The sequence below is a fragment of the Streptococcus parasanguinis genome, assembly GCF_901875555.1.
Lineage (GTDB): Bacteria > Bacillota > Bacilli > Lactobacillales > Streptococcaceae > Streptococcus > Streptococcus parasanguinis_H.
In genome coordinates, this window is the sequence record NZ_CABFMD010000022.1 from 1 (window position 1) to 25,709 (window position 25,709).

The following is a 25,709-nucleotide window of genomic DNA, read 5'->3' on the forward strand; positions in this document are numbered from 1 at the left end:
GACCATCTAAAATGGGACGTAAGCCAAAGAAGAAACCTGAAGAGATGACAGAGCTAGAGCGACTTCAGGAAGAATTAGAATATTTGAGAGCGGAGAATGCTGTTCTAAAAAAGTTGAGAGAACTCCGATTGAGGGACGAGAAAGAGCTAAAAGAAAAACAGAAATTGTCCGAGGATTGGTAACAGAGTTTCCTTTAGAGACTCTTCTAAAGATTATTAAGCTAGCTCGTTCAACCTATTATTACCAGCTAAAGCAACTAGATAGAAGCGATAAAAATCATGATATTAAAGCTGAAATTCAAGCTATTTTTACTGAGCATAAAGGAAATTATGGTTACCGCCGAATGACTCTAGAATTGAGGAATCGTGGTTTTGTAGTGAATCATAAGAAGGTCCAACGTCTGATGAAGATCCTTGGTTTCAGTGCCCAAATTCGTCGTAAACGCAAGTATTCTTCATACCAAGGAGAAGTTGGCAAGAAAGCAGATAACCTTATTCAACGCCAGTTTGAAGCATCAAGGCCAATGGAAAAGTGCTATACGGATGTGACAGAGTTTGCCATTCCAAATAGCACACAGAAATTGTATTTATCGCCTGTTTTAGATGGCTTTAACAGTGAAATTATTGCTTATCGTCTTTCTACTTCACCCAACTTAGAACAAGTAAAAACGATGTTAGAGCAGGCCTTCACAGAGAAACACTATGAGAATACGATTCTCCATAGTGACCAAGGCTGGCAATACCAACACGATTCTTATCATCGGTTCCTAGAGAGTAAGGGAATTCAAGCATCCATGTCACGCAAGGGCAACAGCCCAGACAATGGTATGATGGAGTCCTTCTTTGGTATTTTGAAATCCGAAATGTTTTATGGCTATGAGAAAACATTTAAGTCACTTAAGCAATTGGAACAAGCCATTGTAGACTATATTGATTACTACAACAACAAACGAATTAAGGTAAAATTAAAAGGACTTAGTCCTGTGCAATATAGAACTAAATCCTTTGGATAAATTAAATGTCTAACTTTTTGGGGTCAGTACAAACCTTAGTGTTTTTTCATTGTAGCTGTGAATCTGCTTGAATGCCGAATTTTTCAAAGAAAGCAGTTCGTTCTTCTATGATAGCATTAGTCGGATGTTTGATATTCAGTAAGAGCTCAACAAGGTCTGGGGTGACTTCACGTAGCAGTTGCCCTAAGGACCAGATAGCCGTTGCAATATGGATCTGATTTTGTGAAGTTTCGATGATGTTCAGGAGCTTAGGGATGGCCGAGCGGTCATTTGCATTGGCTAACGCAATGATGGCATTGCGCTGGAGGATATTCTTGCCTCGCCAGCTTCCGGCAACATGCCCGAATTTTTCCTTAAATTGACCGTTGGACAGTTCTATAAAGGGAATCAACTCTGGATGAGCCAAATCCGGATCGATTTCTGTTGCCAGGGGATTATCTAGCCCTTTGTTATAAGGACAGCAAATCTGACAAATGTCACATCCGTAGATGACCGTTTTAATTTTCTTGCGAAATTCTAGGTCCATCATGCCCTTGTCTTGAGTTTGGAAGGACAAGCAGCGTTTGGCATTCATAGAGCCGTCTCCGATTAAGCAGGAGGTTGGACATGCATCTAAACAACGTCGACAGTCTCCACAACCATAGTCGACTGGCTGATCCGGTTCGATATCGAGGTTGGTAATCAATTCCCCCAGAAACATGTAAGAACCGTATTCTTTTGAAATGACCAAGCCATTTTTTCCGATAAAGCCAATCCCAGCTCGTTGGGCGACAGCCGTATCAACCAGGGCTCCAGTATCGACCATGCCCTTGTATTCAAAATCTTGTGTCATTTCCTCAATCCCAGCAGCTAAGCGGTTGAGCTTGTCTTGAAGGACATAATGGTAATCTAATCCCCAGCTGTTGGGGGTGAATTTTCCTCTTTTATAGGTTGTTTTTTGAGGTTGTTGCTTGAGTTTGTGGGGGTAGGCGACAGCAATTGAGATGATCGTCTTTGCTGAGGAGAGACTTAATTTAGGTTGGATGCGCTCTTCGATATTTTTATGCTCGAATCCAGAATTCCGTCCCTCCTCAACGGCCAAACGGAGCGATTTTTCCAAATAAGCGAAGTCATCAGCGGTTGTAAATCCAATTTTTGAAATCCCAATAGAATGTGCCAGTTGGATAATGTTTTCTTTTAGTGTCATCTTTTCCATTATACACAAAAATGAAGATTCTGGCGAGAAAGGAAACGATCCGAAAGGGCTTTCAAAAGCTTTCTTTTTTTTGTATAATAGAAACATGAAATGTGAGGAGGATATTATGGTACAACCATTATTTTTACATTCAGTCATGCAGGAAAAAATTTGGGGAGGAACACGTCTAAAAGAGGAATTTGGTTACGACATTCCGAGTGACCATGTCGGTGAATTTTGGGCGATTTCGGCCCATCCGCATGGCGTTTCTAAAGTGGCCAATGGTCCATACGAAGGAATTGGATTGGATCAGCTCTATCAAGAGCACCGAGAATTATTCGGCAATCGTAAAGAGCCTGTCTTTCCTTTATTAACAAAGATTTTGGATGCCAACGACTGGCTTAGTGTACAGGTGCACCCGGATGATACCTATGCCATGGAGCATGAGGGAGAACTTGGAAAAACCGAGTGTTGGTATGTGATTGCGGCTGACGAAGGATCAGAGATTATCTATGGACACAATGCCAAGTCAAAAGAAGAACTCCGTCAGCAAATTGAAGATAAAAACTGGGATGCCTTGCTGACAAAGGTTCCTGTCAAGGCTGGAGATTTCTTCTATGTGCCAAGTGGCACCATGCACGCGATTGGTTCTGGAATCTTGATTCTTGAAACCCAACAGTCGAGTGACACCACCTATCGGGTTTATGATTTTGACCGTAAGGATGATCAAGGAAACTTGCGGGAACTTCACTTGGAAAAATCGATTGATGTGTTAAACATCGGTGAGCCAGCAAATAGCCATCCAGATACAGTTGTTGTTGATAATCTTCGAATGACCACCTTGGTTGCAAGTGATTTCTTCACCGTTTATAAGTGGAAACTTACCGGAAAAGCTGATTTTAAAAAGACAGCTGATTACAGCTTATTGAGCGTCTTAGCCGGAGAAGGAAAATTGACTGTAGATGAAAAGGATTATCCTATTCAAAAAGGAAGTCACTTTATCTTACCGAGCGATGTTGAATCTTGGACTTTGGAAGGGAAAGGTTTAGAATTGATCGTGAGTCATCCGTAAAAAAGAAAGGGTTTGAGTGAATGCTGTGGAGCGACTCAAGCCTTTTTTCATCTGGTATAAAAATTTTTTAAAAAATTCTTGACTCTGACCTAAGGGGAGGGATTATACTATTCTTGTAATACTCTTCGAAAATCTCTTCAAACCACGTCAGCGTCGCCTTACCGTATATATGTTACTGACTTCGTCAGTTCTATCTACAACCTCAAAGCAGTGCTTTGAGCAACCTGCGGCTAGCTTACTAGTTTGCTCTTTGATTTTCATTGAGTACAAGGAGGAAATCATGTACCATATCAAAGAAGCTGCAGAGCTGTCAGGTGTCTCTGTCAAGACCCTGCACCACTATGATAAAATAGGACTTCTAGTCCCTGTGAAATCTGAAAATGGCTATCGGACATACAGTCAAGAAGATTTAGAACGATTACAGGTGATTCTCTACTACAAGTATCTAGGATTTTCTTTAGACCAAATAGCAGAACTCTTAGCCGAAGAAACATCTAACTTGTTGCCCCATTTAACCAAGCAGTTAGCCTATTTAACTCAGGAGAGAGAACGTCTAGATACCTTGATTTCCACCTTGCAAAAAACCATTCAAGAACAAAAAGGAGAAAGAAATATGACGATTGAGGAAAAATTTACGGGATTTAGCTATCAGGACACTCAAAAATACCACCAAGAAGCAATAGAAAAATATGGTCAAGAAGTCATGGACCAGGCTCTCGAACGCCAAAAGGGCCATGAAGATGAGGCTACGGAAGCCTTCAACCAAGTTTTTCAAACTTTGGCTCAAAATCTCAAAGATGGTCTACCTATAACAGCAATAGAAAACCAAGAACAAGCATCCATACTTTTAGACGCGATTCGAACGTACGGATTTGACTGCTCTATAGAGGTTTTTGGTCATATCGGCAAGGGATATGTCTATAATCCGGAATTCAAAGAAAACATCGACAAGTTTGGGACTGGCACAGCCCAGTATACTTCGAACGTCATTGCCTTTTATGTCGAAAATCAAGGAAAATAAAAAAAGTGAGAGTGGGACATAAATCGGTCATTTGTTAGAATTCGATTTGGTTGTCCCACCTCCGCACAGTTGAGTAGGGCTGTAAAAGCTGATGAAATCAGCCTAGTAGAGCCCACTCAACCACTGCGTCTTGCTTGACAATCCAAAAACAAGAAGAGGCTAGGATTTCTGTCCCAGCCTCGTTTTTTGCTTGGAAAACTTTGAAAAGAAGTTGACAGAGCTATGGTAGGCTCAAGAAATGAACAAGATGAAATCTTTATGAAATTTCACAACAATTTCATGCTATAAGTTGACAGCTATAAAAAAAAGGAGTAGAATAACCCCAGTTTTATGAAAAAGAGGCAGGGAATTCCCGGCCTCATGATCTTTTTTTCAAGGAGTTTTTTTATGTTTTCAACATTGAAAAAATGGTTTATTGGCCGTCCGTTGAAATCTGGTGCAGAAGGTGAAGGAGGGCTGTTAGGGAAAATGCAGGCCTTGGCTATGCTCTCTAGTGACGCGCTTTCTTCTATCGCCTATGGTCCAGAGCAAGTTATCCTGGTCTTGATGACGGTATCCGCAGGAGCCATTTGGTGGTCCATTCCAATTGGGATTGTGGTTCTAGTTCTCCTAGCCAGTTTAACAATTTCTTATCGCCAGGTCATTCATGCCTATCCTCAAGGGGGAGGAGCCTACATGGTGACTACGGAGAACTTGTCTCCAAAAGCGGGATTGATCGCTGGTGGCAGTCTCTTAATCGACTACATGCTGACAGTAGCGGTATCTGTTTCTTCCGGTGCAGATGCCATCACGTCAGCGATTCCATCTCTTCATCCTTATAATCTTCACATTTCCATTTTGTTGGTCTTGATCTTGATGCTGATGAACCTTCGGGGGCTACGAGAATCAGCTACATCGTTGATGATTCCGGTCTACCTTTTCATTGTCAGTACCATTGCCTTGATCGGTTATGGTGTGATCCAAATTTTGACGGGGCATTTGGCCTATAATGCAACTGCTCATGTGGGTCAAACTATTTCAGGGGTTAGTGTCATTCTCTTGTTGCGGGCCTTTACGAGTGGATCAGCTTCACTAACAGGGGTTGAAGCCATCTCCAATTCGGTTCCTTTCTTTAAGAAACCCAAGGCAAAGAATGCAGCCTCTACCTTGACCATTATGGCTTTGATTTTGGGGATCATGTTTGCAGGGATTACCTTCCTCAATTACTGGGTGGGTGTCGTTCCAGCAAAAGGGGTAACGACTCTAGCCCAAATGGCCCAAGCGATCTTAGGGAATTCCCCAGTCGGACAAGCCTTCTTTTACGTCTTCCAATTATCAACAGCCTTGATCCTGGCAGTTGCAGCTAATACTGGGTTCTCAGCCTTTCCAATGTTGGCCTTTAACATGGCTAAAAACAAATACATGCCACACATGTATATGGAAAAAGGGGATCGTCTGGGCTATTCCAATGGGATTTTGACCTTAGCGATTGGTGCCATCGTCTTGCTCTTGATCTTTGATGGGCAAACAGAAAGCTTGATTCCGCTTTATACCATTGGGGTATTCATTCCTTTTGCCCTTTCTCAAACAGGAATGGTGATCCACTGGAAACGCCAATATCAAAAAGGATTTCTTAAGTATTCACTTGCCAATATCCTTGGGGCAGCTATTTGTTATGGGATTGTCTTGATCCTCTTGTTGTTCCGTCTGCGCGAGATCTGGCCCTTCTTCCCTATTATTGGTCTCTTACTTTGGATGTTCTTGAGTATCCGTAATCACTATGATAAAGTTGCGGCTCAATTGCGCTTGGGAGGTAAGATCGAAAAGACAAATTATGCGGGAAATACTGTAATTGTTCTTGTCGGGAATGTCACTCAGGTAAGTGTGGGAGCTATGAGTTATGCAAATAGCCTAGGAAACGATGTTGTAGCTATGCACGTTTCTACAGAAGAAACCAAGGCTAAGGATACGGAAGTAGCTGAAGAATTCAAGCAGTACTTCCCAGATATTCGTTTTGAAAATGTTATGACGAGCTATCGGGATATTATCCAGCCAACCGTTGAATTTGTTGCAAAAGTAGCCGAGGAAGCAAAAGCCAAAGGTAATACCGTTACCGTTTTGGTTCCCCAATTCATTCCTAAGAAACATTGGCAAAATATCTTGCATAACCAAATGAGTTTGAAATTGAAGTACGCTCTTCGGTGGCACGAAGAAGTCGTCGTCGCCAGCTATTCTTACCATTTGTCACAATGATCGAATGGTCTTTCAAAGATGTCTTTTTTAGCAGACATTTCTGATTGAAACCAAAGTTATTTTAAAAACTTTCCTTAGGTGAGTATGGACGTCAGCGAACTTCGAAGAAGTTCCATGAACTAGTTTTGGACCTAAGGTTCCAAAACTCCCGAGTGCTAGAAACAATCGTGTTTCTAGCACTTTTCTCACGGCGGAAAGTTTCAGTGTATGTTTGAATCGACTGAATATTGCCCTTCTCATTTTAATTTTTTCAGAACCACTTAGATGTCTGCTTGAGCAGGCATCTTTTTGGATTTTCTCACACGAAAAAAACAACTCGAAAGTCTTGTAAGATACAGCCTTAATCTTGAAAAAATGTTTAAAAAATGCTAGAATAAAAAGAACATTTTAGATTTTGAAAAATTCAAAGTAAGGAAAAAAATGGCAAATTTATTAAAAACAATTATTGAAAATGATCGAGGCGAAATCAAACGCCTTGAAAAAATGGCTGATAAGGTCTTTTCTTATGAGGCCCAAATGGCAGCTTTGACGGATGACGAATTAAAAGCGAAAACAGTTGAGTTTAAGCAACGCTACCAAGATGGCGAGTCTTTGGATGATCTCTTGTACGAGGCTTTTGCAGTTGTTCGTGAAGGAGCAAAACGCGTACTTGGTTTGTTCCCATACAAGGTTCAGGTCATGGGGGGGATCGTCCTTCACCACGGTGACGTTCCAGAGATGCGTACAGGGGAAGGAAAAACCCTGACAGCAACCATGCCTGTATACTTGAATGCCTTGTCTGGCAAAGGGGTGCACGTTGTTACCGTCAATGAATACTTGACAGAGCGGGATGCAACAGAGATGGGAGAACTGTACTCATGGCTTGGCCTTTCAGTAGGGATCAACCTTGCGGCAAAATCTCCAGCTGAGAAAAAAGAAGCTTACCTCTGTGATATCACGTACTCAACCAACTCAGAGATTGGTTTTGACTACCTGCGTGACAACATGGTTGTTCGTGCAGAAAACATGGTGCAACGTCCATTGAACTATGCCTTGGTCGATGAGGTAGACTCGATCTTGATTGACGAAGCGCGTACACCATTGATCGTTTCTGGTCAGACAGCTTCTGATACGAGCCAGCTCTACCACATGGCGGATGCTTATGTGAAGACCTTAAACGAGGATGATTACATTATCGATGTCCCATCTAAAACCATCGGTTTATCTGATTCAGGGATTGATAAGGCAGAAAGCTACTTTAAACTTGAAAACTTGTACGATATTGACAACGTAGCTTTGACTCACTTTATCGACAACGCCCTTCGTGCCAACTACATCATGATTTTGGATATCGACTATGTGGTCAGCGAAGATCAAGAAATCTTGATCGTCGACCAATTTACAGGTCGGACCATGGAAGGTCGTCGTTATTCAGATGGTCTCCACCAAGCGATCGAAGCTAAAGAAGGTGTTCCAGTTCAAGAGGAGACCAAAACCTCTGCATCCATTACTTACCAAAACCTCTTCCGTATGTACAAGAAATTGTCAGGGATGACAGGAACAGGGAAAACCGAAGAAGAAGAATTTCGTGAAATTTATAACATTCGCGTCGTTCCAATTCCAACCAACCGTCCGATTGCCCGTATTGACCATCCAGACCTTCTCTACCCAAGCTTGAAATCAAAATTCAAGGCTGTTGTGGAAGATGTCAAGTCTCGTCATGAAAAAGGTCAACCAGTCCTTGTAGGTACAGTTGCCGTTGAAACCAGTGATTATCTTTCTCAATTGTTGGTTCAAGCAGGTGTTCCTCATGAAGTTTTGAATGCGAAAAACCACTACAAAGAAGCGCAAATTATCATGAACGCTGGTCAACGTGGTGCTGTTACCATCGCGACCAACATGGCCGGACGTGGTACCGATATCAAGCTTGGTGAAGGAGTTCGCGAACTCGGTGGACTGTGTGTGATCGGGACAGAACGTCACGAAAGCCGTCGGATTGATAACCAGCTTCGTGGACGTTCAGGACGTCAAGGGGATCCAGGCGAATCCCAATTCTACTTGTCTCTTGAAGATGAGTTGATGCGTCGTTTCGGTTCTGAACGGATCAAAGCAGTGCTTGATCGCTTCAAGTTGAGCGAAGAAGAATCGGTGATCCGTTCAAACATGTTCACCCGTCAGGTAGAGGGTGCACAAAAACGGGTTGAAGGAAACAACTACGATACCCGTAAACAAGTCCTTCAATACGATGACGTCATGCGGGAACAACGGGAAATTATCTATGCCCAACGTTATGATGTCATTACAGCTAACCGTGACTTGGCTCCTGAGATCAAAGCAATGATCAAACGGACCATCAAACGGATTGTTGAAGGAGCCAGCCACTCAAGCAAGGAAGAACGCGTTGAAGCAATTCTGAACTTTGCCAAATACAATTTGGTTCCGGAAGATACGATTTCTGAAAGCGATATTGAAGGAAAATCTGACAAGGAAGTTATTGATTACTTGTATGCACGTGCAGAAGAAATCTATGCCAGCCAAGTAGCGAAATTGCGTGACGAAGAGTCTGTGCAAGAATTCCAAAAAGTTTTAATCCTTCGCGTGGTGGATAGCAAGTGGACGGACCATATCGATGCCTTGGATCAATTGCGAAATGCGGTTGGACTTCGTGGTTATGCGCAAAATAACCCAGTGGTGGAATACCAATCAGAAAGTTTCCGTATGTTTAACGATATGATCGGATCGATTGAATTTGATGTGACTCGTCTCATGATGAAAGCCCAAATTCACGAACAAGAACGTCCACGTACGGAACACAGTATTTCAACAACTGCGACTCGCAATATTGCAGCGCAACAACAAGATATTCCAGCAGATATTGACTTATCACAAGTGAAACGCAACGATTTGTGCCCTTGTGGTTCTGGTAAGAAATTTAAAAATTGTCACGGACGTAAATTTTAAGTGTCCCTCTTGAGTTGAGAGAGGAAGGGGCTAGGTAGCATAAGGAGGCCGTATGGTATTCGTTACGAAGAGCACTAAAATTGATGAAAAAGAAATTACGTCGCTTTACCGTTTGGAAGGCCCTGCCTTGGAGCGGAAAGAAGCGCGTGATCGTGAGTTAGAAGCGATTATCAAAGGGGAGGACCAACGGATTCTTTTAGTGATTGGTCCTTGCTCATCTGATAATGAAGAAGCGGTTTTGGATTATGCGCATCGCTTGGCAGACTTGCAAGAGCAAGTCAAAGATCAGATTTTTATCGTCATGCGGGTCTATACGGCTAAGCCTCGAACCAATGGGGATGGCTACAAAGGATTGATGCACCAACCAGATACACATGGTGCACCAAGCTTTGTGGATGGTCTGAAAGCTGTCCGTCATCTCCATTACCGTGTGGTGACAGAGACTGGTTTGACAACGGCAGATGAATTGCTTTACCCAAGCATTCTACCTTATGTGGAGGATCTGATTTCCTATCACGCCATTGGAGCGCGCTCGGTTGAAGACCAAGAGCACCGTTTTGTGGCGAGTGGGATTGCGGCTCCGACAGGGATGAAGAATCCAACTTCAGGAAATCTTTCGGTCATGTTCAATGCGATTTATGCAGCACAACATCCAAAAAATTTCTTGTTCAATGCCCAAGCCGTGGAAACATCTGGAAATCCTTTGGCCCATGCGATCCTTCGTGGAGGCTTGGATGCTAGTGGTAAGAATATTCCAAACTACCATTATGAAGATTTGCTAGCGGCAGCCAAACGCTATAGCGAAATGGGCTTGCAACATCCCTTCATCCTGGTGGACACCAACCATGACAATTCTGGCAAACAATTCGAAGAGCAAGTGCGCATTGTGAGAGAAACCATGATGAACCGTGCTTGGAACAAGGAGTTAGCTTCCTTGGTTCGTGGTTTCATGATTGAATCCTATCTTGAAGATGGTCGTCAAAATGAACCGGTAGTTTATGGTCAATCCATCACAGACCCTTGCCTAGGATGGGAAAAGACAGAGGCTTTGGTCAAAGAAATAGCAAGCATGAATAAGTAAAAGGCAGGGGCGGAAGGAGTGATTCTTTAGCCCCTTCTCTTTTATCAGTTAGACGATACTGAAACGATAAATAAGGATAAAACAAGATGATCAAAGGACATGGTATCGATATCGAATCGATCGCTGCGATTGAAAAAGCCTATCAAAAGAATACCCGATTCGCTGAAAAAGTCTTAACTGAGGCTGAGCGAGAGCGCTTTGAGGAATTGTCTGGTAAACGGAAAATGGAATATTTAACGGGCCGATGGTCCGCCAAAGAAGCCTTTTCAAAGGCAATGGGAACAGGGATTGGACCAGTTGGTTTTCAAGATTTAGAAATTTTAAATGATGCCCACGGAGCACCCTATTTTTCCAAGTCTCCTTTTTCTGGAAAGGTATGGATTTCGATCAGTCATAAGGGAGACCTAGTGTCGACCAGCGTCATTTTGGAGGAAGTAGATGAAAGCAAGTAAACATAGACCAACAGTTGCAACAGTCGATTTGAATGCCATTTCCTTTAATGTGCAGCAAGTCAGTCGGCATATTCCAAGCCAAACTTTAACATATGCAGTGGTGAAGGCCAATGCTTATGGCCATGGAGTGGCAGCTGTGACGAAGAAATTGGCGGCTCAAGTGGATGGCTTTTGCGTGTCCAATATGGATGAGGCCCTTGAAATCCGTGAAGAGGGCTTAGACCACCCCATTTTAATTTTAGGAGTGGTCCCAACTGAAACAGTTGATTTAGCTAAAAAGTATGACATCAGATTAACGGTGGCCAGCCTTGCTTGGTTGAAGCACTTATTGGCAGAAGAGCCAGATTTTTCAGGATTAAAAGTCCATATCAAGGTAGATTCAGGAATGGGGCGGATTGGATTCCGAAAAATCGAAGAGATCAAAGAGGCAGAAGGCATCCTCTTAGCAGCTGGAGCTGAAATCGAAGGGATCTTTACCCATTTTGCGACAGCAGATGAAGCAGATGATCGAAAATTTCAAGCGCAATACCATTTTTTCAAAGAAGTATTGGCTACTCTTGAAACCCTTCCTCCGATTGTCCATGCTAGTAATTCAGCCACCTCTTTGTGGCATGCGGATACGATTTTCACAGCTGTACGCCTAGGAGATGTCATGTACGGTTTGAATCCGAGTGGTTCTGTGCTTGCCTTGCCTTATGAAATCAAGCCAGCCTTGAGTTTAGTGAGTGAGTTGGTCCACGTGAAGCAGTTAGAAGCGGGTCAAGATATTGGCTACGGGGCTACCTATACGACGGATGATGCCCAATGGATTGGGACGATTCCCATTGGCTATGCGGATGGCTGGATCCGGGAAATGCAAAATTTCCACGTGCTGATCAAGGGTGAGTACTGTCCCATTGTTGGCCGAGTTTCGATGGACCAGGTGACGGTTCGCCTGCCACATGAATTTCCTTTGGGAACCAAAGTTACCTTGATTGGACGAGATGGCGAGAAGGAAATTACGGCAACTGAGGTTGCGGACTACCGTGGCACCATTAATTACGAAGTGGTTTGTCTCTTGAGTGACCGGATCCCTCGTGACTATACAGGTGAAGAATAAGAAAAAGCAGGTGGAACTTTCCCAGGAGGACCTGCTTTTTTATCAAAGAAAGGAGGAGCAATGAATTTACACCAACCCTTATCCGTACTGCCTGGTATTGGCCCAAAATCAGCGGAAAAATTTAAAAAATTAGGGATTGAAACCTTAGAAGACCTACTCTTGTATTTCCCTTTTCGCTATGAAGATTTCAAAACACGTAATGTTTTAGAGTTGGAAGATGGGGAAAAAGCAGTCATCTCTGGTGTGGTAGCCACACCAGCCAATGTTCAATATTATGGCTACAAGCGAAATCGCTTGCGCTTTTCGATCAAACAAGGGGACCAGGTCATAGCGGTTAATTTTTTCAACCAACCTTACCTAGCAGACAAAATCGAAGTCCAGCAGACCGTGGCGATTTTTGGGAAATGGGATAAGGCCAAAGGCAGTTTGACGGGAATGAAACTTCTGGCTCAGGTGGAAGATGATTTGCAACCGGTCTATCGAGTGATGCAAGGAGTCAGCCAAAATAGCCTGGTAAAGTTAATCAAAATAGCATTTGATCAGGGCTTGGACCAACTCTTAGAAGAAAATTTGCCCCAAGTTTTGCGGGATCGTTATCAGCTGTTGTCTCGCTCGAATGCAGTGCGAGCGATGCATTTTCCTAAGGACTTGGCAGATTATAAACAAGCCCTTCGGCGGGTGAAATTTGAAGAACTCCTCTTTTTCCAGTTGCAGCTCCAAGTGCTAAAAGAAGAAAATCATGATGCCAGTCAAGGAATTTCCTTGGCTTGGAATCCAGAAAAATTAGCAGAACGAAAAAAACAGCTTCCTTTTGAGCTGACACAAGCTCAAGAAAAAAGCTTACATGAAATCTTGACAGATATGGCTTCCCCATACTATATGAATCGTTTGCTACAAGGAGATGTAGGAAGTGGCAAGACAGTCGTGGCCGGTCTTGCCATGTATGCAGCTTTAAGCGCTGGGAAGCAAGCTGCCTTGATGGTTCCGACGGAGATTTTGGCAGAGCAGCACAAGGAAAGCTTGCAAAATCTTTTTCCGGATTTGCCAATTGCTCTTCTAACGGGAGGATTAAAGGCAGCTGAGAAACGAGAAGTCTTAGAAGAGATCGCTTCTGGCAAGGCCCAACTGATTGTGGGAACACATGCCTTGATCCAAGAAGGAGTTCACTACCAAGATCTTGGCTTGGTCATTATTGATGAGCAGCACCGTTTTGGAGTTGCCCAACGTCGCATCCTCCGAGAAAAAGGACAAAACCCAGATGTTCTGATGATGACGGCGACTCCTATCCCCCGGACTTTGGCCATTACAGCCTTCGGGGATATGGATGTGTCGATTATTGACCAGATGCCTGCTGGACGAAAGGAGATCATTACGCGTTGGGTCAAGCATGAACAGTTAGAAGTGGTCCTCGATTGGTTGGTCAAAGAGCTTGGCAAAGGTTCTCAAGCCTACTTTATCTCTCCCTTGATCGAGGAGTCAGAAGCGCTAGATCTAAAAAACGCCCTTGCACTTCAAGAGGAGTTGGAAGCCTTCTTTGGTCAGCGGGCGCGCGTTTCTCTTCTTCATGGGAAGATGAAAAGTGAGGAAAAAGAGACTATCATGCAGGCCTTTAAAGAGCACCAAGTTGATGTTCTAGTATCCACGACCGTCATTGAAGTAGGAGTCAATGTGCCTAATGCTACTGTCATGGTCATCATGGATGCAGATCGGTTTGGCCTTAGTCAACTCCATCAGCTTCGAGGCCGTGTTGGTCGCGGAAATAAGCAATCCTATGCTATTCTAGTGGCCAATCCTAAAACAGATAGTGGCAAACAGCGCATGAAAATCATGACCGAGACGACCAATGGGTTTGTGCTGGCAGAGGAAGATTTGAAAATGCGGGGTTCAGGTGAAATTTTTGGAACCCGTCAATCAGGAATTCCAGAATTTCAGGTAGCCGATTTAGTAGAAGATTATCCCATTCTTGAAGAAGCGCGGAAAGTCGCTAGCCAGATCGTAACGACGCCAAATTGGCGAGAACACCCAGACTGGCATTTGCTCTCGCTTTATCTGGAGAAACAAGAACATTTAGATTAGATCATAAAAAGTGAGTAGAGTGGAAATTCTTTGGTTTCCACTTTACTCACTTTTAAGATGGCATTTTACGCCCTTTGTATCTGATACTACCCTTCGATATATTCTTTGAGTTCTTGTCCTTTGAGGCCGGCATTGAGGGCGATGAGGAGTTTGATACGTGCTTTGGGGGCGTTCAATTCTTTGATAAAGAAGACGCCTGATTGGTGGAGTTGGACACCGCCTCCGTCGTAGGCATAAACGGGTTCAGCGATACCATTGAAACAGCGTGACACTAAAGCGATTGGGAGCCCTGCATCCATGAATTCTTGGAGTTTATGGGCTGTTTCTTTGGGAATATTTCCAGCTCCAAAGGCTTCGATAATAAGGCCGTCCAGTTTAGCTAGATCCAGCATATCCAATAAGTCTGTTTTCATTCCTGCATATGTCGAAATAATGGGAATAAAACCTTCGATCTTGTCGAGATCAAAGCGAACTCGAGGCTCTGCCGTCTTGAAAAATAGAATTTCTTTTTTCATAACTAAGCCGAGTGGCCCGTGTGTCGGTGTCTGAAAGGTGCTGACGTTGGTGGTGTGCGTTTTGGTCACATATTTAGCTGCATGAATTTCATCGTTCATCACCACTAAAACACCTTTGTCCTGTGCCTTGGGATCAGCTGCCACTCGAAGGGCGGTTAAGAAATTATAGATGCCATCGCTTCCAAGTTCATTGGAACTTCGCATAGCACCTGTAATGACCACAGCGATCTCTGGTAACTCCATGGTATCCAAGAAATAAGCCGTTTCTTCCAGCGTATCTGTCCCATGGGTGATGACGATGCCGTCGTAGTTGTGGGCTTCCTCTTTGATTTTTTGATATAGGGCTAACATGTGACGAGGAGTCATTTGAGGGCTAGGAAGGTTGAAAAAGTCCTCTGAGGTGACTGCAATCCCTTCAATTGGTGAAGTGACTTGGGTCATAGGATTGACTTCATTGGTAATCACTGCCCCAGAGTCATCCGCAGCCATCGAAATGGTTCCACCTGTATGGAGTGCTAAAATTTTCTTAAACATGTGAAGCTCCTTGGAATATGTGATATAATTTATTTTAACATAAAAAGAAAGAAACAGTAGAGAGATGGAAATAAAAGCAGTCTTTTTTGATATTGATGGGACCTTGGTTAATGACAGCCGAGCGGTCTTGAAATCAACAGAAAAAGCCATTCAATCCTTAAAAGAAGAAGGAATTTATGTTGGACTTGCGACTGGTCGAGGTCCAGCCTTTGTTCAACCGTTTATGGAGCGCTATGGCTTTGATTTTGCAGTGACTTTTAATGGTCAATATATCTTTACCCAGGACCGTGTGCTGTTTACGAGTCCAATTGATAAAAAAAGCCTGCATCAGTTAATCGACTATGCTCACGAACACCGTAAAGAAATTGCTCTCGGGACCAAGGACGGGGTGTTTGGCTCTCGGATTATGAGCTTTGGGATGAGTCCTATTTCGATTTGGTCTAGCCGCTTTGTTCCGCGAAAAATGGCCCGTACAGTGAGTCGAGGATTTAACAAAGTGGTGAGTAAAGTAGTTCCTCAAGATCAAAAGCATCTCTATACGATAGCTCAAGAACCAATCTATCAAGTATTGATTTTATCAAGTCCTGAAGAGACGGCAAAGATTGAAAAAGAATTTCCTCATCTAAAATTCACACGTTCCAGTCCGTTTGCTGCAGATGTCCTCAACCCAGGGATTTCTAAACTAGAAGGGATTCGCATCGTTGGTCAGGAATATGGCTTTGACATCGATGAGGTCATGGCTTTTGGTGATTCGGACAATGATTTAGAGATGCTTTCAGGTGTTGGCTTGTCCATTGCCATGGGGAATGGGACCACAAGCGTCAAAGCGATTGCCAAGCATACAACGACCAGTAATGACAAGGATGGTATTGAAAAGGCCTTGCAACATTTTGGAATTCTCTCTGGGAAAGAACTCTTTCTTTCTAAAGACGATCATTTCAATAAGGTCAAGACCTTCCATGGCGTGATGGATGGGGCAACTCAGGAAAAACCAGTTGTCTGGCAACCTCAGGATGCCCTCTATCGGACCATGTTTAAGCAAGAAGAGCTGGTGGAATTTATCCGAGCAGCTAGTAGCAGTGAGGAAGAGTTTGACCGCTCGGTGGTGGCCCTTCATGAAGCGATTGAAACGGCTGCTGCCAAGGTTCGTAGCAAGCATCCAGCTGAAATTTCTATGACAGGGCAAGTGGATGCCTTGATCGACACGCTGTACCTGACTTATGGTAGCTTTGTTCTAATGGGAGTTGACCCAGAAGAGGTCTTTGAGATTGTTCACCGTGCCAACATGGGTAAGATTTTCCCAGATGGCAAGGCCCACTTTGATCCGGTAACTCACAAGATTTTAAAACCAGATGATTGGGAAGAAAAATATGCCCCAGAACCTGCTATTGAAAAGGAACTGGAGCGCCAACTAAAGGCCTACGAAAAACACGCCAAACAAAAAGAAACACCAACAGACAATTAAAAAACTCTAACAGATACCATTAAAGTCTTATTCCTAAGAGTTTTTGCTATATGCTATACAATTTCTAAAAAGGAAATTTCTTATTGTCTACATAAAGCAAGCTAGGTGATGAAGAAAAAATTAAACGAAGATATTCTATTAGGCTCATTCAAAAGTATACTGAAACTTTCCGTCGTGAGAAAAGTGCCTGAAACAATAAAGATTCAGGCACTTAGAATTATTGAGACCTTAGGCTCAATAATTAGTCATGGAACTTCGAAGAAGTTCGCTGACGTCCGTACTCACCTAAGGAAAGTTTCTAAGAAAAGTTTATCTTTAAAAAAGAGGCTGGGACAAAAGTCCTAGCCTCTCAATTGTCTTTGGATTGTCGAGCAAGACGCAGTGGTTGAGTGGGCTCTACTACGCTGATTTCATCAGCTTTTACAGCCCTACTCAACTGTGCGGAGGTGGGACGACGAAATCGAATTCTAAAGAATGACCGATTTCTGTCCCACTCTCTTTTTAGTTACATGGTTTTGTCTTTGTCACGTACCACTAGTAAGTCGACCTTGGCGTGGCGAAGGATATATTCTGAGGAGGATCCGACCATAAGGCGTTCAAAGGCATTGAGTCCAGTAGCTCCAACCATAATCAGGTCAATTCCTTCTTTACTTGGGATATCATTTGCCAGGAGCACTTTTGGATTTCCCATCTCTACCACAGTGACTACATTTTTAACCCCAACATTTTGGGCGCGTTCTTTGTACCCTTGAAGGAGCTCTGTGGCTTCTTTTTGCAAGGCTTCGTAGACTTCGGCATCAAAGGTTGATACGCTTTGTAGTGCACGTGTGTCAATCACATGAGCAATGGTCAATTTGGAGCCATTGCGAAGAGAAACATTGACACCCTTTTCAAAGGCCAACTCGGCTTCATGCGAACCGTCAATTGCGACCATAATGTTTTCGTATGTTTGAGACATGTCTCTACCTCCTTATAGCTTGAAAACATGAATAGAATAGAAGGTAATCCTATTCCTAATACACTTATATTTTATCCCTTTTAGGACATAATGTAAAGGTAAAGTCGTGCTTTTCTAGTATATTTTTGCTGAATTTTTAAAGTCCTCGGTTTGTACTCTATTTGAACAAGTGGTATAATAGAGATAATTTCGTGAATCGAGGCAGAATATGAAGGAATATAATAAATCAAGCAAACTCGAACATGTCGCTTATGATATTCGTGGTCCAGTTTTAGAAGAAGCCATGCGTATGCGGGCGAATGGGGAAAAAATCCTCCGTTTGAATACAGGAAATCCTGCCGAATTTGGCTTTACAGCACCCGATGAAGTCATCCATGATTTGATCATGAATGCGCGTGATAGTGAAGGCTATTCGGATTCAAAAGGGATTTTTTCAGCCCGCAAGGCCATCATGCAGTACTGCCAGTTGAAAAAAATTCCAAATGTGGATATTGATGATATTTACCTCGGGAATGGAGTGAGTGAGCTGATCGTCATGTCCATGCAAGGATTGCTGGACAATGGCGATGAGGTCTTAGTTCCCATGCCGGATTACCCTCTTTGGACAGCAGCTGTCAGTCTAGCTGGTGGGAATGCGGTGCATTATCTTTGTGATGAAGAAGCAAACTGGTATCCAGATATTGAAGACATCAAATCCAAGATCACCTCAAATACCAAAGCCATCGTTGTCATCAACCCGAATAACCCAACGGGTGCCCTCTATCCAGATGAGATCTTGCTTGAGATTGTAGAGATTGCTCGCCAAAATAATTTGATCATCTTTGCGGATGAAATCTACGATCGCTTGGTTATGGATGGGGAAAAACACACAGCTATTGCAAGTCTGGCCCCTGATCTCTTTTGTGTCAGCATGAATGGCTTGTCAAAATCTCACCGGATTGCTGGTTTCCGTGTTGGGTGGATGGTTCTATCTGGTCCAAAGAAACACGTGAAGGGCTACATTGAAGGACTCAATATGTTGTCCAATATGCGTTTGTGCTCGAATGTTCTATCCCAACAGGTCGTGCAAACCTCTCTTGGTGGCTACCAATCGGTGGATGAACTCTTGCTTCCAGGTGGACGGATCTATGAGCAACGTAACTTTATCTACAAGGCCATCAATGATATTCCAGGTCTCTCAGCGGTTAAGCCAAAAGCTGGTCTCTATATCTTCCCTAAAATTGACCGGGACATGTACCGCGTTGATGATGATGAGCAATTTGTCTTGAATTTCTTGAAACAAGAGAAGATCCTCTTGGTTCATGGACGTGGATTTAACTGGAAAGATCCAGATCACTTCCGGATTGTTTACCTTCCACGGGTGGACGAATTGGCTCAAATTCAAGAAAAAATGACCCGTTTCTTGAAACAATACAAACGCTAAGAAGAAATAAAGGTGGAAAACCGAAGGAATTGTCTTCAAATTCCGTTTGGTTTCCCTCTTTTTTAGTAGTCTCTTTAAATTGTGCACAATTGTAGAAAAAATAAATAATTTTCAGATAATTTGATTGAAATTCCCTCACTTATATGATATACTTTAGTCGACTATATGCGAGGTTTATTATGGCTAAATTATTAGAAAAGACACGTAAAATCACATCTATCCTGAAACGGACAGATGAACAGTTACAGGCTGAGATGCCTTACAATGATATTGCCCAGCAATTGGCAGATATTATCCATTGTAATGCTTGTATCATTAATAGCAAAGGGACCCTTCTTGGTTATTTCATGCGTTACAAGACCAATAACGACCGGGTGGAAGCTTTCTTCCAAAACAAAAAACTACCAGAAGATTATGCCAAGGCGGCTAGTTTGGTCTACGATACAGAAGCTAATTTAGATGTGGACCATGATTTGAGTATCTTTCCGGTCGAAACCAAGTCTGAATTTCCTGATGGCTTGACCACCATTGCGCCGATTCATGTTTCTGGGATTCGGTTGGGTTCCTTGATCATTTGGCGCAATGATAAGCCGTTTGCGGATGATGATTTGATCCTGGTTGAGATTGCGAGCACTGTGGTGGGCATTCAAATGTTGAACTACCAACGCGAGGAAGATGAGAAGAATATTCGTCGTCGGACAGCTGTCAATATGGCTGTCAATACCTTGTCCTACTCAGAATTACGGGCGGTCTCTGCTATTTTGAATGAGTTGAATGGCAACGAAGGCCAATTGACTGCTTCTATCATCGCGGATCGGATTGGTATTACCCGCTCTGTAATTGTGAATGCACTTCGGAAATTGGAGTCAGCCGGTATTATTGAAAGCCGTTCTCTTGGAATGAAGGGAACCTATCTAAAGGTGTTGATTCCAGATATCTTTGAGGAAATTAAGAAAAGAGATTACTAATGACTAAAGCCTTGATTTCAATTGACTATACTGTCGATTTTGTGGCAGATGATGGTAAGCTTACGGCAGGTGCTCCTGCACAAGCCATTTCTGAGACCATTGCTCAGGTGACTCAGTTGGCCTTTGACCAAGGAGCCTATGTCTTTTTTGCCATTGATGCGCATGATGTAGACGATCCTTTCCATCCTGAAAGCAAGCTCTTCCCACCTCATAATATCATTGGGACGAGTGGTCGTGATTTGTACGGCCCTTTAGCAGATTTTTATCGGGAACACAAAGCGGATCCACGTGTCTTTTGGATGGATAAACGTCATTATTCTGCTTTTTCAGGAACAGATCTAGATATCCGCCTGCGGGAACGTCATGTGGATACCGTTATTTTGACGGGTGTCTTGACCGATATCTGTGTCCTCCATACAGCGGTTGATGCCTACAATCTGGGTTATCAGATCGAAGTTGTGGAACCTGCAGTGGCGTCGCTCACTCCTGAAAATCACCAGTTTGCCTTGAACCACTTCAAGCATGTCTTAGGGGCAAGCTTGGTAGACGGCACACTAGCTGTATTAGATACAAAATAAGAAAACAATCTAAGAGAGGTCATAGACGTTTGTCTGGACCTCTTTTTTAGGGCTTAGAGATTGTCTTCCTCTCTTGAAAATGGTATTCTAATGGTAGCAATAAGGGGGAGTTATGAATAAAAAAGCTGTCGTATTTTCAGCGGATCTATCTTATATGGAAAAGTTGGAAATCGCTATGAAGTCACTGTGTGCCCATCAGGACCAGTTGAAAATGTATGTCTTAAATGAAGATTTACCAACAGAGTGGTTTACTATCATGAATCAGCGCTTGCGCCAGTTGGATTCAGAGGTGATCAATTGTCGGATATCTCCTGAGCAATTCAAGTCCTTCTCACTTCCAAGTGACCATATTCACTATGCAACCTATTTCCGTTACGCTATTCCAGAGTTTGTGGAGGAAGAACGGATCCTCTATCTGGATTGTGACATGATCTTTACACAGGATTTATCGCCTTTATTTGAGGTCGATCTAAAAGGTTATGGTCTGGGTGCGGTGGTAGATAAGCCAACGACGACGGATGGATTTAATGCTGGACTTTTGGTAATTGATAAGGCTTGGTGGCAAGAACATCAAGTGACAGAGGCACTTTTTGACCTCACTCGCGAGCACCATCAGCATGTATACGGAGACCAAGGAATTTTGAATTTGTATTTCAAAGATGCGTGGTATCCATTGCCTTGGACTTATAATTTACAAGTAGGTTCTGATAAGGATCAATATATCTATGGAGATCTAGACTGGTACGATGCCTTTCAAGGGATTCCAGCAGTCATTCACTACACCTCTCATAATAAACCATGGACCTCCAAACGCTTCAATCGTTTTCGTGAACAATGGTGGTTTTACTATGCCCTCTCTTGGGAGGAAATCTTGCTTCGAAAACCGATTTTGAAGCAAACCTATCAAGATCTAGTGGGAGAATTTCCTTATCATGCTGCCATTTATACCCATACAGCAGATATCCACGAGTTGGAGACGTTGTTAAAAGAGTTGCCAGATGTAGCGATTCATGTCCTTGCCCATAGTCATTTTGGCTTTAACTTGGTGCAATTGGAACGCTACCCCAATCTCTTTCTTTATCCCTCTTTTGATCCCTTAACCAGTCGAAAAGTCCTAGAAAAATTGGATTTTTATCTGGATATCAATCCCTATGATGAGGTCGATCAGATCACGCAAACGATCAGTCAACAAGGCCTTCCCATTTTTTCTTTTGAAGGAACCGATCATGTGGAAAATAGTGATAATCAGGTGTTTAGGGATGATCAGGTACAGGATATGGTGGCAGCCATTCGCAATTATTTAAAGAGAAATGAGAAGAAGCATGGAAACAAATGAAGTAGTGAGTATCATCATTCCTATCTATAATGTAGAAGCTTATTTGAGACAATGTTTGGAAACAGTTATCCATCAGACTTACCCGAATTTAGAGATCATATTAGTGAATGATGGTTCTCCAGACCAGTCAGAAGAGATCTGTAAAGAATTTTTTAGGAAGGATGCGCGCATCCGCTATGTCCGCCAAGAAAATGGGGGCTTATCTGCTGCTCGAAATACAGGGATTGAGCTGGCGACTGGTGATTATATCACCTTTATTGATCCAGATGACTGGGTGACGGAGGACTATGTAGAAGTGCTCTATCGCCAACTTCAAAAGTATGATGCGGATGTTTCAGTAGCCAACTATAACCTCTATGATGATAGTAGTAGCAAATACTTAATCAAGGTAACGGACGAAGATTATTCAGAGACTCTTTACGAGGGGCGCGAGATCATGGATCAGGATGCCATCCAGGAGACCAGAGATATGGCCTGGGCTTGTGCAATGATGAAGCTTTATAAGCGTAGCTTATTTGAAGGACTCCGTTTTCCAGTCGGAAAAAATGTCGAAGACAACTTCCTGATGTACAAGTTATTCTTAAAAGCCCATCGGGTAGTTCATACAGAGAAATGTATTTATTGGTATCGCGTGGGTCGTGCAGATACTCTGTCCCAGGTTTGGACAGAAAAGCGAGTCGTCGATGAGATGGAAGCTAAGTATGAGAAATTGGCTCTTCTAGGCATGTTGGGTTATGATTTAACCTGGCATCGCTATATCTACAAAACGCGCTTGAAACGGGCCCTTGAAAAATTAGAGGAAGCAGGCCTGCAGGGGTCAGAAACCTATGAGCGCGTGGTGATGAACCTCAGTTTTATTGAAACTATGGACTAACCCCTTATTGATGAGAAAGGATCACCATGTTCATTATTGCATCAGAGCAGACTAGAGAACTGGATCGCTTGCAAAAATACTTGGGCAAACTTGGCCAGCCCTACAGAGTATTTATGACCAATCTGGAAACAGATTTAGCTGAACAGACAGAGAGTCTTGCAACCTTTTTTACCCAAAAAGAACCAGCATCAACAGTTGGGAAACCTTTATTTTTCAATGATCTAGAAGTTCCAGATTTATGGGAATGTTGGACCTTGGGGATCACGACCTATCTTTTTGATGGTGAGGAACGTCGTGCCAATGTGGTTTTGCGAGGAGATATCTTGTCGCGAACGGTTGACAGAGTAGAGTGGTTTGGTCAGGGAGAAGAGATCGTATCCATTGACGTGTACAACCGCTATGGTTGGAAAAGCAAACAGAGTCTCCTTACGGAAGCTGGTCAACCAAATTTAGACATTTATTTGAACCGTCAGCAAGAAGAAGTCCTGCTTCATTATATTTCGCAAGGGATCTTTTTGCTTCAAACTCCTAAGGGACGAGATCGCTTGTATGCCAATAAGGAAGAGCTGCAAAGGGCTGTCCTAGAACAACTCTTGCCGGAAGATGAAGCCATTCTTTTGCTGGACAAGTCATTACTAGATGCTGTGAAAAAGATACCAAAGGAAAGACTAGCCTACTGTGCACGTGATGCTCATGATCTCGATGAGGTCAAAGAGCGTGTTAGCCAGATTTTGTTGGTAGAAGATGGCTTTTTGGGTGAGAATAAAGACGGGATCACAGTCTTAACAGGGCTGGTAGATGTGGAGCAGGAAAGTTTTCAACCAGAAGCTCTGGTCATGACGGCCTCTCAAGAGGTCGAAGGCTTATCTAGCCTGGTCCATCAATTCCCACAAGTCACCTTTCATATTGCTGCTTTGACGGCTATGGGTCCAAAATTAACAGATTTAGCGGCTCGACCAAATGTACGCCTCTATCCAGGGATTTCGCTGGACAAATATGAGGACTTGTTATCCAGATGTTCTATTTATCTGGATTGCAACCAGGGAGAAGAAGTATGGAGCAGTAGTCTTCATGCTCTTGAAAATGGGCAAGTCTTATTTGGTTTGAAGAGTACGGTGCATCAGGAAGCCTATAAAGAATTGAGCACGATCTCAGATACAGTCGAAGAAATGAAACAGCAATTAGAAATAGTGCTCCATCATCCTGAGACCTTCACAGAGTTGGTAAAAGAGCAGGTACGAATCTTGAAATTGCCTGAAAAAGATGCTCTAAAAGAGATCTTTAAGCGATTAGAGGGAGGAACAGCATGACCATTTATACCTTTAATCTATTAGTGGGATTTGAACCCAATGGGGTCGATGTTGCACAAGCCTCTCGGGCAAGGATGCTTCGGAGTCTAGGAGTGGCAGCGAGGTTTGTCTTTACCACTTGGCCCACTCCAGAAAAATTGGCCTACTACCTCTCTTTGGGGCATCGGGACGAGGAGTTGCTTTTTGCTCATGTAGCTTTTACGGATCAACAGACTACGGTCCCTCAAAAGACCGTGGGGGCCTTGCAAATGGAGTTTCAACTGACTCGTCTAGATGTTGTTGAAAAAACAAAAGAAGCCATTCACTACCAATTTGCGGATAGAAACGCACTGATCTTTCATCTGGATCCCTATCATCCAAACTGTGTCCGCTATGTAGACTATCTTTTATCTGGAAATATGATCAAGCGAGAGTATTATGGGGCTTGTAAAATTGTGACAGAGTATTTTCAGTATGGTAGTGTTGTCAGACGGACCTATCACAATCAAGATGGGAGTATTGCTTTTGAAGAATTGAGGTTGGGTGGAAGCTGGCTCTATAAACTGGGGCCTGAGATTTTGACCAACCATACAGAAGTGATGAGACGTTTTCTGTTGCAGCTATCGCTAAAAGAAGAAGATCTGATGCTGATTGATCGGGCTTCGCGTATGGATTTCGCCCGCCCTTTGTTGGAGAAAGATCATCCTTTCAAGCTCGTCATGGTCTTTCATTCGGAGCACGAATTTGAAAATGGACAGCTCAACTATGAGTATTATTATGTGTTCAAGTATGCCAAACGCTTCGATTACTTCATCACAGCGACGGATCTTCAAAAAGAAGTCTTGGAGCAGACACTGGCCAAACAAGGATGTCAAGGAATTCCAATCTATAGCATTCCAGTAGGGCATCTAGAAAAATTGACGGAGTCACAAGGGGATAGACCTTCCTTTAGTGTGCTCACCGCTTCCCGTTTGGATCCAAGAAAACGCATCGATTTGGCTATTCAAGTAGTGGCTCAAGCTCATGAACAACTCCCAACCCTTCAGTTTGATATTTATGGGAAGGGAGGAGAAGCGGACAACTTGCACCACCTGATTCAGGAGCTTGCAGCACAAGATTATATTCACCTACGCGGTCATGCAGATCTTCAGCAGATCTACCCTCGCTACCAGGCTTATCTCACCACTTCTCAGTGGGAAACCTTTGGCTTGACCCTGATGGAGGCGGCTGGAGCAGGGTTAGCCTTGCTCGGCTTTGATGCCCGTTATGGCAATCCAACTTTTATAAAGGAGGGTGAAAATGGCTTTTTGGTACCTTATGGCGAGACAGTGCCAGAAGAACAATTGGTGAAAGAGTTGGCAGACAAGCTGGTCCAGCTCTTTGAAAGCAACCTCACTCCATATCATCAGGCTTCTTATGACTTGGCTTCTTGCTATCTTACATCTAAGGTTCAGGAAGTCTGGAAAGAGACTCTAATAGAGATGGGCCAATTGGACAGAAAAGAAATGTAAAACGAAGAATCTGTAGCGACAAAAAAGTCCTACAGATTTTTTCTATCTCAAGCAAATTAGGCTAAATTATGGTAAAATAGAAGGTATTGAAAAATCATC

General features: G+C 43.1%; 19 protein-coding genes and 1 pseudogene. 17 read left to right on the top strand and 3 right to left on the bottom strand.

The window, feature by feature from the left end; all coding sequences use genetic code 11:
- A pseudogene (locus tag JX304_RS04980) lies at window positions 1-1,012 on the top strand (IS3 family transposase); the annotation flags it as partial.
- A 46-nt stretch (window positions 1,013-1,058) separates the two neighbouring features.
- Here JX304_RS04980 and queG read toward each other — a convergent pair.
- Window positions 1,059-2,198 (bottom strand): tRNA epoxyqueuosine(34) reductase QueG, encoded by a 1,140-nt coding sequence (gene queG / locus JX304_RS04985; protein ID WP_205011513.1) that lies wholly within the window; start codon window positions 2,196-2,198, stop codon window positions 1,059-1,061.
- 115 nt (window positions 2,199-2,313) lie between these two features.
- Between queG and manA the strand changes: the two genes are divergently transcribed.
- The 8 genes from manA to recG all read left to right on the top strand — a co-directional run bounded on the left by manA (window position 2,314) and on the right by recG (window position 14,159).
- Window positions 2,314-3,258 (top strand): mannose-6-phosphate isomerase, class I, encoded by a 945-nt coding sequence (manA, locus tag JX304_RS04990; protein WP_205011514.1) that lies wholly within the window; start codon window positions 2,314-2,316, stop codon window positions 3,256-3,258.
- Between the two features lie 280 nt (window positions 3,259-3,538).
- Complete coding sequence (locus JX304_RS04995) at window positions 3,539-4,279, top strand: MerR family transcriptional regulator (protein ID WP_205011515.1); 741 nt, start codon at window positions 3,539-3,541, stop codon at window positions 4,277-4,279.
- Between the two features lie 387 nt (window positions 4,280-4,666).
- Complete coding sequence (locus JX304_RS05000) at window positions 4,667-6,511, top strand: APC family permease (protein WP_205011516.1); 1,845 nt, start codon at window positions 4,667-4,669, stop codon at window positions 6,509-6,511.
- A gap of 420 nt (window positions 6,512-6,931) precedes the next feature.
- On the top strand, window positions 6,932-9,451 hold the full coding sequence (secA, locus tag JX304_RS05005; RefSeq protein ID WP_205011517.1) for a preprotein translocase subunit SecA: 2,520 nt from the start codon (window positions 6,932-6,934) through the stop codon (window positions 9,449-9,451).
- Between the two features lie 52 nt (window positions 9,452-9,503).
- Window positions 9,504-10,532 (top strand): 3-deoxy-7-phosphoheptulonate synthase, encoded by a 1,029-nt coding sequence (locus JX304_RS05010; protein ID WP_205011518.1) that lies wholly within the window; start codon window positions 9,504-9,506, stop codon window positions 10,530-10,532.
- An 86-nt stretch (window positions 10,533-10,618) separates the two neighbouring features.
- Complete coding sequence (gene acpS / locus JX304_RS05015; RefSeq protein WP_205011519.1) at window positions 10,619-10,984, top strand: holo-ACP synthase; 366 nt, start codon at window positions 10,619-10,621, stop codon at window positions 10,982-10,984.
- Window positions 10,971-12,083, top strand: a complete 1,113-nt coding sequence (alr, locus tag JX304_RS05020) for an alanine racemase (protein WP_205011520.1) — start codon at window positions 10,971-10,973, stop codon at window positions 12,081-12,083. The genes acpS and alr overlap by 14 nt, the downstream gene beginning before the upstream one ends.
- A gap of 60 nt (window positions 12,084-12,143) precedes the next feature.
- On the top strand, window positions 12,144-14,159 hold the full coding sequence (recG, locus tag JX304_RS05025; protein WP_205011521.1) for an ATP-dependent DNA helicase RecG: 2,016 nt from the start codon (window positions 12,144-12,146) through the stop codon (window positions 14,157-14,159).
- Between the two features lie 86 nt (window positions 14,160-14,245).
- Here recG and JX304_RS05030 read toward each other — a convergent pair whose 3' ends face one another.
- The gene (locus JX304_RS05030) at window positions 14,246-15,208 is read right to left on the bottom strand and encodes an asparaginase (RefSeq protein WP_205011522.1); all 963 of its coding nucleotides are present in this window, start codon (window positions 15,206-15,208) and stop codon (window positions 14,246-14,248) included.
- A 64-nt stretch (window positions 15,209-15,272) separates the two neighbouring features.
- Between JX304_RS05030 and JX304_RS05035 the strand changes: the two genes are divergently transcribed.
- Window positions 15,273-16,673, top strand: a complete 1,401-nt coding sequence (locus JX304_RS05035; protein WP_205011523.1) for a Cof-type HAD-IIB family hydrolase — start codon at window positions 15,273-15,275, stop codon at window positions 16,671-16,673.
- A 505-nt stretch (window positions 16,674-17,178) separates the two neighbouring features.
- On the opposite strand, the gene JX304_RS05040 is transcribed toward JX304_RS05035, so the two are convergent.
- A complete protein-coding gene (locus JX304_RS05040) occupies window positions 17,179-17,631 on the bottom strand; it encodes a universal stress protein (RefSeq protein ID WP_205011524.1) in 453 nt (150 codons plus the stop codon).
- 208 nt (window positions 17,632-17,839) lie between these two features.
- Between JX304_RS05040 and JX304_RS05045 the strand changes: the two genes are divergently transcribed.
- The 7 genes from JX304_RS05045 (at window position 17,840) to JX304_RS05075 (ending at window position 25,610) form a co-directional block, all read left to right on the top strand.
- Window positions 17,840-19,054, top strand: coding sequence for a pyridoxal phosphate-dependent aminotransferase (locus JX304_RS05045; protein ID WP_205011525.1), 1,215 nt, complete (start codon window positions 17,840-17,842; stop codon window positions 19,052-19,054).
- Window positions 19,055-19,233: 179 nt separating this feature from the next.
- Window positions 19,234-20,022 (top strand): GTP-sensing pleiotropic transcriptional regulator CodY, encoded by a 789-nt coding sequence (gene codY, locus JX304_RS05050; protein WP_205011526.1) that lies wholly within the window; start codon window positions 19,234-19,236, stop codon window positions 20,020-20,022.
- Window positions 20,022-20,600, top strand: a complete 579-nt coding sequence (locus JX304_RS05055; RefSeq protein WP_205011527.1) for a cysteine hydrolase family protein — start codon at window positions 20,022-20,024, stop codon at window positions 20,598-20,600. Before codY ends, JX304_RS05055 begins: the two co-directional genes overlap by 1 nt.
- A gap of 112 nt (window positions 20,601-20,712) precedes the next feature.
- Window positions 20,713-21,936 (top strand): glycosyltransferase, encoded by a 1,224-nt coding sequence (locus tag JX304_RS05060; protein ID WP_205011528.1) that lies wholly within the window; start codon window positions 20,713-20,715, stop codon window positions 21,934-21,936.
- Window positions 21,923-22,810, top strand: coding sequence for a glycosyltransferase family 2 protein (locus tag JX304_RS05065; RefSeq protein WP_205011529.1), 888 nt, complete (start codon window positions 21,923-21,925; stop codon window positions 22,808-22,810). Before JX304_RS05060 ends, JX304_RS05065 begins: the two co-directional genes overlap by 14 nt.
- Window positions 22,811-22,836: 26 nt before the next feature.
- Window positions 22,837-24,120 (top strand): accessory Sec system glycosyltransferase GtfB, encoded by a 1,284-nt coding sequence (locus tag JX304_RS05070; protein ID WP_205011530.1) that lies wholly within the window; start codon window positions 22,837-22,839, stop codon window positions 24,118-24,120.
- Window positions 24,117-25,610 (top strand): glycosyltransferase, encoded by a 1,494-nt coding sequence (locus JX304_RS05075; RefSeq protein ID WP_205011531.1) that lies wholly within the window; start codon window positions 24,117-24,119, stop codon window positions 25,608-25,610. The genes JX304_RS05070 and JX304_RS05075 overlap by 4 nt, the downstream gene beginning before the upstream one ends.
- Window positions 25,611-25,709: the final 99 nt, after the last annotated feature.

What these genes read in the sequence shown, in the direction of transcription:
- queG (WP_205011513.1), bottom strand. Translation starts at nt 2,198, where the DNA reads ATGACACTAAAAGAAAACATTATCCAACTGGCACATTCTATTGGGATT.
- manA (WP_205011514.1), top strand. Translation starts at nt 2,314, where the DNA reads ATGGTACAACCATTATTTTTACATTCAGTCATGCAGGAAAAAATTTGG.
- JX304_RS04995 (WP_205011515.1), top strand. Translation starts at nt 3,539, where the DNA reads ATGTACCATATCAAAGAAGCTGCAGAGCTGTCAGGTGTCTCTGTCAAG.
- JX304_RS05000 (WP_205011516.1), top strand. Translation starts at nt 4,667, where the DNA reads ATGTTTTCAACATTGAAAAAATGGTTTATTGGCCGTCCGTTGAAATCT.
- secA (WP_205011517.1), top strand. Translation starts at nt 6,932, where the DNA reads ATGGCAAATTTATTAAAAACAATTATTGAAAATGATCGAGGCGAAATC.
- JX304_RS05010 (WP_205011518.1), top strand. Translation starts at nt 9,504, where the DNA reads ATGGTATTCGTTACGAAGAGCACTAAAATTGATGAAAAAGAAATTACG.
- acpS (WP_205011519.1), top strand. Translation starts at nt 10,619, where the DNA reads ATGATCAAAGGACATGGTATCGATATCGAATCGATCGCTGCGATTGAA.
- alr (WP_205011520.1), top strand. Translation starts at nt 10,971, where the DNA reads ATGAAAGCAAGTAAACATAGACCAACAGTTGCAACAGTCGATTTGAAT.
- recG (WP_205011521.1), top strand. Translation starts at nt 12,144, where the DNA reads ATGAATTTACACCAACCCTTATCCGTACTGCCTGGTATTGGCCCAAAA.
- JX304_RS05030 (WP_205011522.1), bottom strand. Translation starts at nt 15,208, where the DNA reads ATGTTTAAGAAAATTTTAGCACTCCATACAGGTGGAACCATTTCGATG.
- JX304_RS05035 (WP_205011523.1), top strand. Translation starts at nt 15,273, where the DNA reads ATGGAAATAAAAGCAGTCTTTTTTGATATTGATGGGACCTTGGTTAAT.
- JX304_RS05040 (WP_205011524.1), bottom strand. Translation starts at nt 17,631, where the DNA reads ATGTCTCAAACATACGAAAACATTATGGTCGCAATTGACGGTTCGCAT.
- JX304_RS05045 (WP_205011525.1), top strand. Translation starts at nt 17,840, where the DNA reads ATGAAGGAATATAATAAATCAAGCAAACTCGAACATGTCGCTTATGAT.
- codY (WP_205011526.1), top strand. Translation starts at nt 19,234, where the DNA reads ATGGCTAAATTATTAGAAAAGACACGTAAAATCACATCTATCCTGAAA.
- JX304_RS05055 (WP_205011527.1), top strand. Translation starts at nt 20,022, where the DNA reads ATGACTAAAGCCTTGATTTCAATTGACTATACTGTCGATTTTGTGGCA.
- JX304_RS05060 (WP_205011528.1), top strand. Translation starts at nt 20,713, where the DNA reads ATGAATAAAAAAGCTGTCGTATTTTCAGCGGATCTATCTTATATGGAA.
- JX304_RS05065 (WP_205011529.1), top strand. Translation starts at nt 21,923, where the DNA reads ATGGAAACAAATGAAGTAGTGAGTATCATCATTCCTATCTATAATGTA.
- JX304_RS05070 (WP_205011530.1), top strand. Translation starts at nt 22,837, where the DNA reads ATGTTCATTATTGCATCAGAGCAGACTAGAGAACTGGATCGCTTGCAA.
- JX304_RS05075 (WP_205011531.1), top strand. Translation starts at nt 24,117, where the DNA reads ATGACCATTTATACCTTTAATCTATTAGTGGGATTTGAACCCAATGGG.